This window comes from Nostoc sp. C96 (assembly GCF_059384975.1).
The window spans coordinates 1588040-1603923 of sequence record NZ_CM182020.1; the positions used below are offsets into that span (position 1 = coordinate 1588040).

Below are 15884 nucleotides of genomic sequence, written 5' to 3' on the forward strand. Positions count from 1 at the left end.
TTTCTTTTGCCTTTTGCCTCTTGCGAGTTTGCCAGTTGCTTTATGCCGGGAAACCCGTCCACCGCACTGGCTCACTTTTTACTTTTGCCTTGTTGTACTAGCTGTATTCTGAAATCTGCAAACATGAGTTTTAGAGACTGGGCAACCAGGGTGCTATTAATTTCTCTAATGTTCACGGCTTTGAGTGTGGCACTCTTGATTGGCAAACTTAACCAATTAAAAACGCATCCAATCACGCCATCAAATCAAGAGATTACTAGCAATTGGAGTGAATATCCCCAAACACAATTGCAATCCTCTAAAAATCAACCCAGCAAATCTTCAGTTACTCCCAAGCAACACCTTGGCAGATATAGAACTACAGAAGCTTTTGCGAGATATCAGCCGAGATATCAAATCGCTGCGGTAGATCCAAGTAATTATGGCGATCGCTATACTCAAGACATTAATGGTGTAAAACTCACCAATCAACCAATTATCGTCATACATGAAACTGGTTATTCCGCCGATAGTGCAATTAATTTTTTTCAGACACCCCATGAAGATGAAAGTGTCCAAGCAAGTTATCATACATTAATTAAACTAGATGGCACAGTTGTTTATTTAGTACCACCAGAAAAGCGAGCTTTTGGGGCAGCTAACTCAGTATTTGAAAGCTTTAATGGCGTTGAAACTGTCCAGACTAATCCTAATTTATCGCCATCTGTGAATAATTTTGCCTATCATGTTTCTTTAGAAACCCCACCCGATGGCCGGGGTGATAATTATATTAAAGCTCATAGCGGTTATACCGAAGAACAATATCATTCTTTAGCTTGGTTAATTGCTCAAAGTCAAATTCCCGAAGACCGCATCACTACCCATCAGCAAGTTGACCGTTCTGGTCAAAAAATTGACCCAGTAAGTTTTGATTTTGATCAATTCCTGACTTTACTTAATACTTATCGTCAAATCAGTCCAGTTTATCGAGCGCAGAGGTCATAATATAGCATTTCTTGGTTGGGTGCAGTACATTTTGACCTCTCTCCAAACCTCTCTCCTACAAGGAGAGAGGCTTTGAGTCTTACTCCCCTTCCCTTGTAGGGAAGGGGTTGGGGGTTAGGTTTTTCTTTCCTACTCTCCATCTTTCACTTTCTCTTGTTGATGCCAAGCTTGATAAAAAGCTGGGTAGGGCATACTTTGGGCGCACTTCCAGATCAATTTGTAGCAATTATCAAATTGCTTAAAGTCATTTTTGTAAGTTTCAGGTGATAAGTATCCCTTCAACAGGCTGACAACATTCGGCATCTGTTCCTCTAACATAATTTGCTCTAAGCTAAATGCCGCTAGCCTTTGGGTAAAATCATCCAGTTGTGGTTTGCTGATTAACTTCACCAAAGCATCAATCGCTTTTTGGTTTCCAGAGTCAATTTTTCCTAAGCTTTCTGTCACTTGCCTTCGGGTAGAATAATCCAGTTGTGGTTTTCCGATTAACTCTACCAAAGAATCAATTGCTTTTTGGTTGCCAGGGTCAATTTGCCATAAGCTAGATGCCGCAATTCTTCGGGTATCATCATCTAGTTGTGGTTTGCAGATTAACTTTATTAAAGCATCAATCACTTTTTGGTTGCCAAAGCCAATTTGCCCTAAGTTATATGCCGCTAGCCATTGGGTATAATCATTCAGTTGTGATTTGCCGATTAACTCCACCAAAACATCAATCACTTTTTGGTTTCTAGAGCCAATTTGCCTTAAGCTATATGCCACTTGCCTTTGGATAGAATAATCCAGTTGTGGATTGCCGATTAACTCTACCAAAGCATCAATCGCTTTTTCGTTGCCAGAGCCAATTTGCCCTAAGCTTTCTGCCGCTTGTCTTCGGGTATTATAATCCAGTTGTGGATTGCCGATTAAATCTACCAAAGAATCAATCGCTTTTTGATTCCCAGAGCCAATTTTCCCTAAGCTAGATGCCGCGTCCCTTCGAGTATCATCATCTAGTTGTGGATTGCCGATTAACTCTACCAAAGCATCAATCGCTTTTTCGTTGCCACAGTCAATTTCCCCTAAGCTATGTGCCGCTAGCCATCGGGTATCATCATCCAGTTGTGGTTTGCCAATTAACTCTACAAAAGAATCAATCGCTTTTTGATTCCCAGAGCCAATTTTCCCTAAGCTATATGCCGCTAGTTTTAGAGTATAATTACTCGGTTGTGGATTGCCGATTAACTCTACCAAAGCATCAATCGCTTTTTGGTTGCCAGAGCCAATTTTCCCTAAGCTATATGCCGCTAGTTTTAGAGTATAATTACTCAGTTGCGGATTGCCGATTAACTCCACCAAAACATCAATCGCTTTTTGGTTGCCAGAGCCAATTTTCCCTAAGCTATCTGCCGCTTGCCTTCGGATAGAATCATCCAGTTGTGGATTGCCGATTAACTTTACCAAAGCATCAATCGCTTTTTGGTTGCCTAGGTCAATTTTACCTAAGCTATATGCCGCTAGCCATCGGGTAGAATCATCCAGTTGTAGATTGCCGATTAACTCCACCAAAGTATCAATCACTTTTTTGTTGCCTAGGTCAATTTCCCCTAAGCTAGATGCCACTTGCCTTCGGGTAGAATCATCCAGTTGTGGATTGCCGATTAACTCCACCAAAGCATTAATCGCTTTTTGGTTGCCAGAGCTAATTTTCACTAAGCTAGATGCCACTTGCCTTTGGGTAGAATCATCCAGTTGTGGATTGCCAATTAACTCCACCAAAACATCAATCGCTTTTTGGTTGCCAGAGCCAATTTCCCCTAAGCTAGATGCCACTTGCCTTCGGGGATAATCATCCAGTTGTGGATTGCCGATTAATTCCACCAAAGCATCAATCGCTTTTATGCGATTTGTCTGAGGTATTGCTGTCTTTGCTCCCTGTGTGATTGGTATGAGAAATTCTACCAGCTCATTTTGTTCAACTTTAAACTCACCACAATCCCATTTAACGATCTCCGCCACAATAGCATCTGCGTTAACAGAATTTTTCCATTCATCAACCCCCGCAGCAGCGAGAAAATAAGCGCGAAACTCGTAAAATCCCCTTCTGACTCTATCAATAGCTCTGTATTCTCCGCACCCATCATCAAATTCTACCAACACCTGAATAAACTCTTCCTTCTTCTCCTTCCCCACATCCTCACGTCCCAACCACAGCAAAATCACCTCTTTCCACTGCGGGGCAAAAATGCGATAAACGCCTAGCGCGGGGTTGTCGGGAACATGATTCAGAAACTCGTTCCACTTCTTAACTGCCAACGCTGCAAAATATTCCTCAAATGTAGGATGGTAGAAAGCGTAAACTTTCTCTTTCGTTGCTAATTCCGCAGCCAGTCCAACTTCATTGAGCCATCCCAACTTTAACGCTAACCAAAATAAAGAATTTTGCTGTTTTGGATCATCTAATACCTCACGCACAAACTTATGTCGTAGCCGAAACCGTGACGTTTCTTGATCAATTGCCCGTTTTGCCAAACGTGCCAAGGCTTCGTTTAATTGCTCTTGCTGCTGTTCGGTAGTAGGGAAGCGGTTTTCCCACTTATAAAACTCTTCCACAAAATGCTGATAAAGTTCAGCTTTAGTTTCCGGTAAACCTTTATCTGAGTATTGCCAAGTGCTACACAACAGCGCTAACCGCAAGGGATTTTTAACTAAATCTTGGATACGCTGACGTTCAGGTTTATTTAATTCGTTCCATAATCTTTTTCCTTTGTCTGGATTCTTTTTGTCAAAGCAACGCCCAATAAACTCTTGCACTTGTTGCGGATATGCAAAATTGAGTAACTGATACGTCTTAAACTCTTCTAAAGCACCGCCGTTTGCTTCCCAAACATTTAGCCGACAAGTCAGCACAACCCGCGCATCTTCTACCCATCCCGTCAACTGCTGGGAAATCTCAGTTAATGGTTGGAGTGAAGACATTTCATTTGCTGCATCCAACAACAACCACACAGAATTATTCTTGAATAAATCTACAAAAGCGTTTTCCTGTTCTTCTTTTACACGCACCACTTTTAAAGCATTCTTCAGCCAATCTTGCAGCAGATAATTTTCTACACTCTTTCCTTGCAAGTCTGCCAAAGAAATCCAAATTGGTAAACCCAGATTTTTTTTTAATATCCAAAAAGCTATAGTTTGCAACTGAGTAGTTTTTCCCGCACCCGGTTCCCCAATTAAAGCGATGCGGTGTCCTTGAGTTTTACCAACACCATCACGGATAACTTGCTCTAAAAAAGCCTCATGTTCAAATCGCTGCTTCTCTTCATAACTCGGTTCATAAAGCCGCGAACCTTGTTCTGGGGAAATATCCTCGCTGCACTTCTTCGGTTTGTTACGCTCCACCAATGCTAAAGGGACATGAATTGCCTCTAGCTCAAATTTCATCTCATCATCAGCAAACAGGAACTCATTTGTGGTGAGACGCTTGTGCTTTTCCAGCATAGCGCCGCAGATTTCTTGCCAATCAAAGCTATTATCTGTTGTTTGTACCTGGGATGTTTCTTTTAAATTTGTCGTTTGGTGGTATTCCTTCCACTTCTGCTTAACCACCTCCAGATTCTCTTTTATCGTCGCTGTTTGATGTTTTAGTGTCAGGGTAAATTTCCAATAACCTTGACTCTTAGTAGATTTTTGGTCTTCTCGGACTCCCAACTTTTTCAACCAGTCAAGTGCAGTTTGAAGCTCGGCTAATTCTCTGTCTTTTTGAGAAACGTTAGATTCTGCTTTTTGCGGGGGAAGTTTTAAAGTTTTGCCAGCATCTTTAATCTGCTTAATTAAATAGTCTTTCTTTGTACCAACTTCAGTTTTTTTACTTCTGTTTCCTCTTGTTTGTTGGCTTTTATATCCGGTAATTCGCAGCTTTTCAGCATTCCAGACAACGCCAAGTGGAAGTTTTGATTCACAGTCTTGCTCTTCTGAAAGTTGCAGCAATGCTTCTACCAGACTGAGTACATTCTCTAAAACTGATTCATCTGCACGAATATTTCTTGACATCAGTCTGAAATAATTTTAAATTACCCAAACAAACAAGCTTACCCAAGCCGCAAAACCTGACGATACAAGCATTATAAATGTTGCGTGGGGGATGTGTCTGGGGAAATACCCAAAAAAATAATTGACCTTGTAAACCCAAAAACAAGGTTAATTCAGATGTCAGCTAAAAAATCTGGTAAAAGTGTCAGTCAAAAAGCAATTACTTTCTTGCTAATTCTGCAATCAATGTTAATTGGCGTAAATGCCGAGAACCGCCTTCAGCAAGGAGACTCACCAATTGAGGTTTTAATGTGGATGATTAACCAGTGTATTCCAGTCCTGAAACAAGCCAGCAGTTTGCAAGAAAAACAGAAAAAGAGCTTATTACCCAAACATTCCCGTTCTGAGGAGCAATAATATCACCAGCTACTCCTTGCAAAGCTACGGTGTACACACAAATCTGGGTTGAGTGCATCTGTCCCGCCTCGGAATAAATTCCGAGTCTTATAGCGCAAGTCATCTTTAGATGACTCAAAAAAAAATTGATTCCAGTCTACTTAAGTAGACTTTTGCTATAAGCCTGGAACTTTAGTTCTAGGCGGGATACATTTCATACTGCCTATTTTCGACTTGTGGGTACATCGTAGAAGATGAGCGATCGCACGGTTGGTGTATCTGTTGCAAACATTATTAGTTCAGAACACAAGCTTATTCGTTCAAAACACAAGTCTATTCTTTCAAAACACAAGTCTATTCATTCAGAATACAAGTTTATTCATTCAAAACACAAGTCTATTCTTTCAAAATACAAGTTTATTTATTCAAAACACAAGTCTATTCGTTCAGAACATAAGTTCATTTGTTCAGAACACAAATCTGTTCTGAACGATTTATTATTTTTTGTCGTAAAATTACTGAAATAGTCATCTAAGCTTATTACAAAAAACATCTTATTTTGTAATTTTTACTGAACCAAAAAATCGCCCTATTGAGACACCCTAGAAAGATGAAGTTTAGTAAAGAGTATTTATTGATGCCACGGAAACAAAGAAGCTCTCCGGTGCTAGAAAAAGCAGAACAGAGATTAATCGGATTTAAATCAATTGATTCCAGCCTTGACTTTGGTGATTCCATCAGTTTAAACAATTTAACTGAGTTAACAGGGCAACTCCGCCAGGAGCTTGACCAATATAATATGATGCTAACTGCCCTTGACACAGCAAAAGCAAACATACAAACCCTTGAAAAGACTATTCGTGAAACTTCCGAACGCTTGGTTAGTGGTGTGGTGTTGAGATATGGCAAAGACAGCCGAGAATACGAAATGACAGGCGGAGTACGCAAAAGCGATCGCATTCGTAAAGCCATCATTACCCGGTTAAAATCAACCGCCGACTCAAAAGCGGCTTCTACACAGACTGTTTAATAAACAATAAAAGTAGGGGCGTTCGCTCTTAGCGTTCCCGCAGGGTACGGCCGTTCGCCCCTACCGTTAGGAAATATGAAGTGCATCTGTCCCGCCTCGGAATTTATTCCGAGGCTCATAGCGCAAGTCATCTTAAGATGACTCAACCAAAAATGTCTTCCAGTCTACTTCAGTAGACTTTTGCTATGAGCCTGGAACTTTAGTTTTAGGCGGGAATGGCTTCAACATGAAAATTTTTGACTTATGTATACACCTTAGCCTACAAGGAAAGGGTTATTTGAGTCTGTCTAACTCAGGTTAAATTAATTCAGACTTTTGACAATTTCTAATCACGCCACAAAGCAATTCCACCTAACAGACCTGTCACATTCGGAACAAGTTTGACATTCAGTGGTAGTTGTAAATTTATTTTCACAGCTTCACCACCACCGATATAAAGATAATCATAATTAAACAAATGCTGCAAAGACGCGATCGCTTTTTCTAAGCGTCTGTTCCATTTTTTCTCGCCGTGCTTTTGTAAAGCCGCGCGTCCTAATTGTTCTTCATAAGTTTGTTCTTTGCGGAACTGATGGTGTCCCATTTCCATATTTGGGACAAGTTTACCATCAACAAATAAAGCTGAACCAAAGCCAGTTCCCAAGGTAATAACTAACTCTACACCTTTCCCGGCGATCGCACCTAAGCCTTGCATATCTGCATCATTAATTACCCGTACTGGCTTATTTAAACGTTGAGACAATGCTGTTGCCAAGTCAAAACCAACCCAATCAGAATGTAAGTTAACTGCTGTTTCTGTAACTCCGCAGCGCACCACACCAGGAAAACCCACAGAAACGCGATGAAAATCACCTTGGGCGGCGGCTAAAACGGCGATCGCATTAATCACCACATCGGGTTTAGCTGGTGATGGTGTATCTACCCTCGCCCTTTCTGTCAGGGGAGTTCCGGTGATATCCAAAACCATCGCTTTGACACCGCTACCACCAATATCAACTGATAAAGTGCGGATGGAACCATTTTCATCAACCATTAAGTTCTTCCTTGTGACTACTTGTTCTTTGGCTATTATGCGTCCCTGCTTCTGGTAATATCCTGATGTGTTGAGAGTCTTCACAACACCTAAAAATCAGATGGCGCGATCGCAGTGATATGCACAGCTTTATTCCCCCAGAACGCTTTTTTCCTTATCTGACTTGGACTGATATCCAAGATATGCCCAATAAAGAAAATGTGGTAATAATTCAACCAGTGGGCGCAATTGAACAACATGGCCCCCATTTACCATTAATTGTGGACGCAGCGATTAGTGTTGGTGTTCTGGGAAAAGCCCTGACTAAGCTAGATGCAAACATCCCTGCATACTCTTTGCCCACTCTCTATTATGGTAAATCTAACGAACATTGGCACTTTCCTGGCACAATTACTCTCAGTTCCGAAACCCTAACAGCCACAATTATGGAAGTGGGAGAAAGTATTTACCGCGCTGGGTTTAGAAAATTCGTCTTGATGAACTCCCACGGCGGACAACCGCAAATCATGCAAATGGCGGCGCGAGATTTACACGTTAAATATGATGACTTTTTAATATTTCCGCTGTTTACTTGGCGTGCGCCTAACATTACCAAAGAATTGCTCACACCCAAAGAAGCTAAACTCGGTATGCACGCCGGAGATGCAGAAACTAGCATTATGTTAGCGATATTACCAGAACAGGTAAAACTCGCAAAAGCCGTGGCTGAATATCCTCCAGAACAGCCAGAAAGTACTTTAATTAGTTGGGAAGGTCAATTACCTGTATCTTGGACGACACAAGATATTAGTAAAAGTGGTGTGATTGGTGATGCGACAACCGCAACCAAAGAAAAAGGCGATCGCATCCTAGAATCTGTATCTGATGGTTGGGTGCAAATAATCAAAGATATTTATGTTTTTAGGCTACCTAAAAGCATTCTCTAGATTTGCTAGTGTAGACATAGTAATACTCAGCGCCACCTCAGCGATACACCGCGTTAAAAAACAAAGTTAACAAGGTTTATGAATAATAAAAACTATGGCACCATTTGAACCTCATAGCAATCGTTCTTATAGTCAAGAAGATGTCCAACGCATTCTTCAGTTGGCGATCGCCCGTCAATCTGATGACCAAGATAAGGAATTTTCTTATGAATTATTATTAGAAATCGCTGGTGAGTTAGATATATCACCAGAGTCTTTACAATTAGCCGAAACAGACTGGCGATCGCAACAAAGCGAAATTCAACAACGTCAGGCTTTCGATACTTACCGTCTCGCAAGATTTAAAAGACGTTTGGGTAATTTTGTCATTGTCAATAGTGTTTTAATATTAGTTAATTTTTTTCTAATTATTCCTAGTATTCATTGGTCACTAGGTATTTGTCTATTTTGGGGCTTGACTGTTGGTCTAGACTTTTGGAATAACTTTTATGCTAAGGGTGAAGCCTATGAAATTGCTTTTCAAAAATGGCATCGCCAGCATCAGCTAAAGCAAAACTTCAATACAGCAATGAAAACGGCCAATACCCTAGTCAATAAATGGCTGAAATCATTGCAGGTTTAGGCAATATTAAATTAAACCGACAATTGTTTTACATCATGAAATCTTCTCCAAAAATTTCATAATTTATTGTTTGGTGGAGGCGCAACTAAATATTTTTCATGCACCTCCACCAAACCTAATTTTTTTGGAGTTTATACTCCAAAATCAGCAATTATTCCTATATTATTCCCCAGTAATTGAAAGTCCCTCAACCCATACTCTCGGAGAAACACCGCCTGGGGTTAATTCGACTTCTTTTTCTAAATACACAATAGACTTGAGAACTTGCAAAAAATCCCCAGCAACTGTGGCTGATTCAATACTTGTCTTCTCACCTTTGTTAATTAACCAACCATCAAACGGTAAAGAAAACGAGCCTTGCAAAGCTTTCACACCAGCATGTAAAGCTTGTAAATCATCAATTAAGATTACATTTTCTGCTGTGGCTAAACTAAATTCCTGCTCAGGGTTTGTCGCCGCAAATACATGATAAAAATTGGGACTAACGCTAACTTTAGCACCAATACTCGCATTACCTGTGGGTTGAGCATTCATTCTTTTTGCTGTACCCGCACTATGTAAAAATCCCGTTAACACACCATTTTCAATTAACGCTACCTTCCGAGTCGGAGTACCTTCGCCATCAAAAGTTTCCGCACCAACATTAGCAGGGTGCAGAGCATCATCATAAACAGAAAGCAAAGGAGAAGCAATTTCTTTGCCTAAATCATCAGGAGTAGAAAGACTTTGCTTATCTAAAATGCTTTGAGCGTTGAATAAATTAGAAAAAGCACCTAATAAACTTAAAAAAGCATCAGGCGAGAAAACAACTAAATATTTACCAGACTTGACTTTTTCGTAGTTTAAGTGACTGATAGTTTTGTCTGCCGCTTCTTTGATGCAACCATTAATATCAAGCTCATCAACACTGTGGCTAATTCTAAAACTATTACCACTGCGAGGCTTTTTATCCTCTTCTTCAGTTTTGCTGTAAAGATAAACTGAGGCGATGGAGTGAGATTCGGTTCTGACTGCACCATCACTGTTGAGATAAAACCTGTCAATATCTCTTTGAGCTAAACCGTTGTAAGGTACACCTTTAATAGCTGGATGAGCCGACAGTAATTCTTTTTCTGCTACCAGTAATTTATCTATCAGTTCAGCAACTGGGGCTTGGGGCGCTTTATCTTTTGGTGTTTGAGCAATAGGAACTGTCGCCTCTGGACTGAAATCTGGGACATTTTCTTTGACACCAAAGAAACTAGCATCGTATGCAGTTTTGAGTGCTAATTCTAATCCTTTGGGATCTACATCTGTAGTGCTAGTAATGCCAATTGTGTTTTGCTCATTCCAAACACGCACGGTAACACCAGAGCGATTTGAAGCTTTAACTTGTTTTGGCTCACCCTGATCTACTTGCACACTAGTTTCGTCTATGGTTGAGCCATAAATGTCAAATTTCTTGATGCCAAGTTTATCAGCATTTTCCTTGGCATAATTGGCGATTTCTTCGATATTTGGCATATTTGAATTTTGAATTTTAGATTTTGGATTTTAATTTAACCGCAGATGAACGCAGATATCTTTGTACATCTGTGGTTTGATATATGAATGATTAACGACCACCGACAGTTATGGAATCAACTTTGATATGTGGTTGTCCGACTGTGGTGTAGATGCTGCCACTGACAGAACCGCAGAAACCTGGGGCTAATTCTAAATCTTGGGAACACATGGAAATTTTATTCATAATTTCCTTAGCTTCACCAATTAAAATTGCTCCTTTTAATGGCTTAGTGATTTTGCCATTTTCAATTAAGTAAGCTTCATCAACACTAAAGTTAAATTGGCCTGTAGCACCAACACTACCGCCACCCATTTTTTTACAGTAAATACCTTTATCAACAGAGGCAAATAAATCTTCGTTGGTGTATTCGCCAGTTGCAATATATGTGTTACGCATCCGGCTGGCAGCAGCAAAAGTGTAATTTTGACGGCGGCCACTACCTGTTCTGGGATGTCCGGTACGCCAAGAACCTGCTCTATCTGCTAAGAAGTTTTTGAGAATGCCTTTTTCTATGAGTAAAGTTCTTTGTGCCGGCATACCTTCGTCATCCATATCAATTGTCCCGAAGGCATTGTCAGAACGCCCTTCATCCCAAGCTGTTAAACTTTCATGGGCAATTTTTTCGCCTTTTTTGTCGGCAAAAGGGGTAGTATTACGCTCAATTTGGGTGGTTTCTAGCAGGTGTCCGCAGGCTTCGTGAAAGATTACCCCGCCAAAGTGATTAGCCATGATGATGGGGTAATTACCCGATTCCACATAATCTGCATACAGCATTTTGCCAGCAGATTCAGCTATTTGTTCGGCGGCTTGGGTATAATCCCAAGTTCTGAGGAAGTTAGCATCGCTGGTGTTTCCTGCTCGTTCCCCAATAGAAGAACGATTGGCACCATCGGCAGATAATAAGTTAAATCCTACCGACTGGGTGAGGCGAATGTCACGGGCAAAGGTACCATCACTAGAAGCTACTAACACCTCTTGCCAATCTCGGAAATAAGTTGCGCGGCGAGATTGCACATGGTTGGCTTTTTGCGTCAAAGCAGCAGTACCATCTAAAAGGACTTCGCCCATTTCACGGATAGAGCTACACAGCCCTAACCAGCTATCTTTACCTCTTTTTGTGGCGTAGTCTCGCAATAATTCGAGGTTGATTTCTGGGATAAAAGAATAAGGCGCGGGTAATTGTAAGCCTAAAATAGAAAGTCCTTTTTCTAAAGCTGCTTTCAGCCCAGAAAAGGAAAGGTCGTTTGTACTGACATAGCAGTCAGCTTTGCCGCGAAATACTCTCACACCTGCACCTGTCGCCAAACTCGGTGAAATGCTGGTGATAGCATCATCTTCTGCCAAGCAACTAATATAGTTGCGACGCTCTAAGAAAAATTCGATGAAGTCAGCACCAGCGGCGCGTCCTAGTCCCAAAAGGGTTGCCAGGGGGGCTTCCCACGTTTCATCGAATCGTTCTGTTGTGGAGGAGTATTGTAAAGTCGGTAGTTGGTTCGAGAGAAGTAGGGTATTTGTAAGCATGGGTAGCCTCGTCTGCTGGCTGAATTTCAGAGATTTAACTGAAAAATCCTAGTGTCACTCTAGCAAATTTACTCAAATGCCGGCGAACGGAAGCAGGAGGCAGGGGGGCAGAGGAGCAGAGGGGCAAGGGTGCGGGGGAGATGAGTTGTTGATTTATATAATCAATATATCCATGTATATACATACTATTACCTATGGTTTTCCATGTATATACAATAATATTAATCCCCTTTTGCCTCCTGCCTTGTGTTCTCCTGCTCCCCCGCGTCCCTGCTCCCTTGCCCCCCTGCTTCCAAACTGTCTTGACGGGTAATAATTTCGATTATTTCGCTGCGGGTAAGGTTATGTTTAGCTGCCAACTGTGCCAAGTTTTCCCAAGCTGTATCTGTGAGTCTGATAGACCTTAATTGTTTGGGTTCTGAGCCATAATCAGGTTGAAATTTACCGGAGGAATTGCGTTTACGCCTGGGTGTTTTCTGCTTTGTACCGGAATATTGGTCTGTAATTTCGGTTTGAGGAATTTGGTTGTTGGTAATTAAGTTAATCAGATTATCAATGAGGCGATCGCGCTCCATTGGTAAAATCTCTTGACAATGCAGCATCTCTTGGACAATTGTGAAATGAATTAATGTGCCAAGAAAAATCCGCGCAGTTACTTCTGGGTCGGGCAGTTGCAATTCTGGATGAGCCGCAAAATATTGAATGAGCAGTTCTAAAAGGGGTTTATCGACGTTGCTGATAAAAACTTGGGCTAGTAAAGGGAAACGTCCAGACTCACCAATAATCAGCCGCACCAAACTCAGCAATTCTTGTCTATGATTAATCTGCTCGACAACATTGATTCCTATGCGTCGCAGTACAACATGAGGTTCTCCTTGCAGAAATTGCGAGTCTTGCGGACTAAACGCTTCTCGAAAATTTTCCTTGGCTAGTCGCTCAATTAAAGCAGTAAATAAGCTTTCTTTATCTTGGAAGTAGTTGTAAATCGTGGTTTTCGATACACCTGCTGCGGCTGTAACCCTGTCCATTGTTGCCGCCGCGTAACCGTGTGCTAAAAACTCTTGCATTGCACCAGCAAAGATAGCATCAACTTTTTCTGCTGATGGTAAACGGTCTTGATTGGTTTTTTCTGTGTCTCTCCTCTTCTTGATCATGCTCTAAATCAACTAGTTGAGGTCTTTGACAGCCAGTGGTCAACAGTCTATCAAACTTGTCCGAAACTTTAATTCTACCGAGAAGTCTTGACATGATTGTAATGTACCGTATAGTTTAATTACAGTACAGTTAAACTAAGTAGTTTAATTAACGTACTGATTAAAAGGGGGCTGAAAGTGCCTGAAGTAGGAGAGAGAGGTTCGGAATCCTCTAAACCTAGCGTTCGCCAACGAATTCTGCTGGTGTTAGCGGTAGGATTTGCGATCGCCGGAATTACAAGATTTTTACACGTAAAATCACAGGCTTCTAATACAGTTAAAACTGTGACCATACCAACAATCAAAACGGTAACGGCCTTGGGCAGACTAGAGCCAAAAGGACAAGTAATTAAATTGTCAGCACCCGCATCCAGTCAAGGTAGTCGGGTGGAAACGCTTTTGGTAAATGAAGGTTTTAAAGTTAATGCTGGCCAGGCGATCGCAATTTTGGATAACCGAACTCGTCTCCAAGCAGCTTTTCAAGAAGCCCAAGAAGCGGTGAAAGTAGCACAGATAAATTTAGCAAAAGTGCAAGCAGGTGCAAAAGAAGGCGAAATCGAAGCCCAAAAAGCTGAAATTGCTCGTATTCAAGCGCAAATATTAGGCGATGAAAGAGAGCAAAGGGAAGCAGTTACTAGGTTAGAGGCACAATGGCAAGGCGAGACAGCTGCTCAACAAGCAACAATCAATAAACTAGCGGCAGAATTAAACAATGCCCAAGTCGAGTTTCGCCGCTATCAACAGCTTTATACTGAAGGAGCAATTTCTCAGTCTTTATTTGATAGCAAACGCCTGACTGTAGATACCCTCACCCAACAATTACGTGAAGCCAGAGCAGATCTCAACCGCATTGATAAAACCGGACGCAAGCAAATTAACGAAGCCAAAACAGTTCTAGCTCGGATTAATGCAACTGGTAACGAGCAACTTAGTTCTGCTGTCGCTACCTTAAATCAAATAGCAGAGGTACGTCCTATTGATGTGCAAGCAGCAAAAGCAGAAGTAGATAAGGCCATAGCGGCTGCTAAACAAACTAAGGCAAATTTAGAACAAGCTTATGTGCGATCGCCCCAAGATGGTGTAATCTTAGACATTCATACACGTTCTGGGGAGATGGTGTCTGAAGAAGGCATCGTGGAAATTGGACAAACCAGCCAAATGTATGCTGTCGTAGAAGTTTATCAAAGTGATGTCCGCAAAGTGCGTCCCCAACAACAAGTGCGGATATCCAGCAATTCTCTTCCAGGCGAGTTATACGGCAGAGTCGATTGGGTTGGCTGGAAAGTGCAGCGCCAAGATATTATCAACGCTGACCCCAGTGAAAATATTGATTCTAGAGTAGTCGAAGTTCATGTGCGGTTAGCGGAAGCATCCAGCATAAAAGCTGCCAAATTTACTAATTTGCAAGTCAAGGCGGTGATTTCGTTGTGATGGGATTGATTCAGGAAATACAACGCCGCACACCTCTAGGATGGCTGCAACTAAGTCATCATAAAAGCCGCCTGTTGGTTGCCATATCAGGTATTGCCTTTGCTGATGTCTTAATTTTTATGCAACTGGGCTTTCAAAATGCATTGTATGACAGCAACACCCGCCTTAATCGTGTGTTACGTGCAGACATAATTTTGATGAGTACCCAAAGCCGTAACACTCTCAATTTATCTACCTTTTCACGGCGGCGACTGCTTCAAGCGGCTGATGTACCGGGTGTGAGATCAACCGCAGCCATGTATATCGGTTTAGTTACCTGGAAGAATCCCCAAACGCACCGTCCAACTGCACTCCAAGCAATTGGGTTTAATCCTGACGAGCCTGCCATAGACTTACCAGAAGTCAACGCCCAGTTAGATAAAATTAAGTTGCCTGATACATTTATCTTTGACCGTGCTACTAGAGGTCAATATGATCAAGTATTTAGCCAAGTTGAAGCTGGTAATACCGTCACCACAGAAGTAGATAAACGCACCATTACCATTGATGGCTTATTTAAATTAGGTGCATCTTTTGCCGCCGACGGTACATTAATTTCTAGTGATGATAATTATTTACGCATCTTTCCCAGACAATTGGCGGGGAGCGTCAATCTAGGTTTGATTTATACAGAACCAGGCTATGACTCAAAACAAATTGCCGAAATATTAAAACTCTACCTGCCAAAACAAGATGTTAAAGTACTAACCCGCGAAGAATTTGTCCAATTTGAAGAAAATTATTGGAAAAGCGAAAGCCCCATCGGTTTTATTTTTGGTTTAGGCGTGGGAATGGGATTTATTGTTGGTGTAATTATTGTCTATCAAGTTCTGTCTACCGATGTAAATGCCCATATCAAAGAATACGCCACATTTAAAGCAATGGGTTATCGCAATTTATATTTGTTGGGTGTAATTTTTGAAGAAGCAATTATCTTAGCATTATTAGGCTTTATCCCCGGATTTGCAGTGCCTTTAGGACTTTATCGCTTGACTCGAAACGCTACAGATTTGCCCATATATATGACAGCAGCCAGAGCAGTAACAGTCTTAATAATAACTATCATTATGTGCATGATTTCTGGGGCGATCGCCACTCGCAAACTCCAATCCGCCGACCCCGCCGATATGTTTTGAGGAGGCAGGAGGCAGAAGG

The 15884-nt window shown here is 41.4% G+C and carries 12 protein-coding genes; 7 read left to right on the plus strand and 5 right to left on the minus strand.

Annotated features, from left to right (window positions below):
- Positions 1-123 precede the first annotated feature (123 nt).
- On the plus strand, positions 124-984 hold the full coding sequence (locus AC504W_RS06830) for an N-acetylmuramoyl-L-alanine amidase (protein ID WP_494876946.1): 861 nt from the start codon (positions 124-126) through the stop codon (positions 982-984).
- Between the two features lie 129 nt (positions 985-1113).
- On the opposite strand, the gene AC504W_RS06835 is transcribed toward AC504W_RS06830, so the two are convergent.
- Positions 1114-5013, minus strand: a complete 3900-nt coding sequence (locus AC504W_RS06835; protein WP_494876948.1) for a HEAT repeat domain-containing protein — start codon at positions 5011-5013, stop codon at positions 1114-1116.
- A gap of 156 nt (positions 5014-5169) precedes the next feature.
- On the opposite strand from AC504W_RS06835, the gene AC504W_RS06840 reads away from it, so the two are divergent.
- Both AC504W_RS06840 and AC504W_RS06845 read left to right on the plus strand, forming a co-directional pair.
- Entirely contained in the window at positions 5170-5409 is a 240-nt protein-coding gene (locus AC504W_RS06840) for a hypothetical protein (RefSeq protein WP_494876949.1), read from the plus strand.
- A gap of 616 nt (positions 5410-6025) precedes the next feature.
- Complete coding sequence (locus tag AC504W_RS06845) at positions 6026-6418, plus strand: hypothetical protein (RefSeq protein WP_494876951.1); 393 nt, start codon at positions 6026-6028, stop codon at positions 6416-6418.
- Between the two features lie 325 nt (positions 6419-6743).
- Here AC504W_RS06845 and AC504W_RS06850 read toward each other — a convergent pair whose 3' ends face one another.
- On the minus strand, positions 6744-7451 hold the full coding sequence (locus AC504W_RS06850) for an ROK family protein (RefSeq protein WP_494878599.1): 708 nt from the start codon (positions 7449-7451) through the stop codon (positions 6744-6746).
- 119 nt (positions 7452-7570) lie between these two features.
- Between AC504W_RS06850 and AC504W_RS06855 the strand changes: the two genes are divergently transcribed.
- The gene (locus AC504W_RS06855; protein WP_494876953.1) at positions 7571-8377 is read left to right on the plus strand and encodes a creatininase family protein; all 807 of its coding nucleotides are present in this window, start codon (positions 7571-7573) and stop codon (positions 8375-8377) included.
- Between the two features lie 94 nt (positions 8378-8471).
- Positions 8472-8999: a 2TM domain-containing protein gene (locus AC504W_RS06860; RefSeq protein WP_494876955.1), complete on the plus strand. Its 528-nt coding sequence runs from the start codon at positions 8472-8474 to the stop codon at positions 8997-8999.
- A 162-nt stretch (positions 9000-9161) separates the two neighbouring features.
- Here AC504W_RS06860 and AC504W_RS06865 read toward each other — a convergent pair whose 3' ends face one another.
- The 3 genes from AC504W_RS06865 to AC504W_RS06875 all read right to left on the minus strand — a co-directional run bounded on the left by AC504W_RS06865 (position 9162) and on the right by AC504W_RS06875 (position 13220).
- Positions 9162-10502: a TldD/PmbA family protein gene (locus tag AC504W_RS06865; protein ID WP_494876957.1), complete on the minus strand. Its 1341-nt coding sequence runs from the start codon at positions 10500-10502 to the stop codon at positions 9162-9164.
- A gap of 91 nt (positions 10503-10593) precedes the next feature.
- Complete coding sequence (locus AC504W_RS06870; protein ID WP_494876959.1) at positions 10594-12066, minus strand: TldD/PmbA family protein; 1473 nt, start codon at positions 12064-12066, stop codon at positions 10594-10596.
- 221 nt (positions 12067-12287) lie between these two features.
- Entirely contained in the window at positions 12288-13220 is a 933-nt protein-coding gene (locus AC504W_RS06875; protein WP_494876961.1) for a TetR/AcrR family transcriptional regulator, read from the minus strand.
- Positions 13221-13397: 177 nt separating this feature from the next.
- On the opposite strand from AC504W_RS06875, the gene AC504W_RS06880 reads away from it, so the two are divergent.
- A complete protein-coding gene (locus AC504W_RS06880) occupies positions 13398-14690 on the plus strand; it encodes an ABC exporter membrane fusion protein (protein WP_494876963.1) in 1293 nt (430 codons plus the stop codon).
- The gene (devC, locus tag AC504W_RS06885; RefSeq protein ID WP_494876964.1) at positions 14687-15865 is read left to right on the plus strand and encodes an ABC transporter permease DevC; all 1179 of its coding nucleotides are present in this window, start codon (positions 14687-14689) and stop codon (positions 15863-15865) included. The genes AC504W_RS06880 and devC overlap by 4 nt, the downstream gene beginning before the upstream one ends.
- Positions 15866-15884 lie beyond the last annotated feature (19 nt).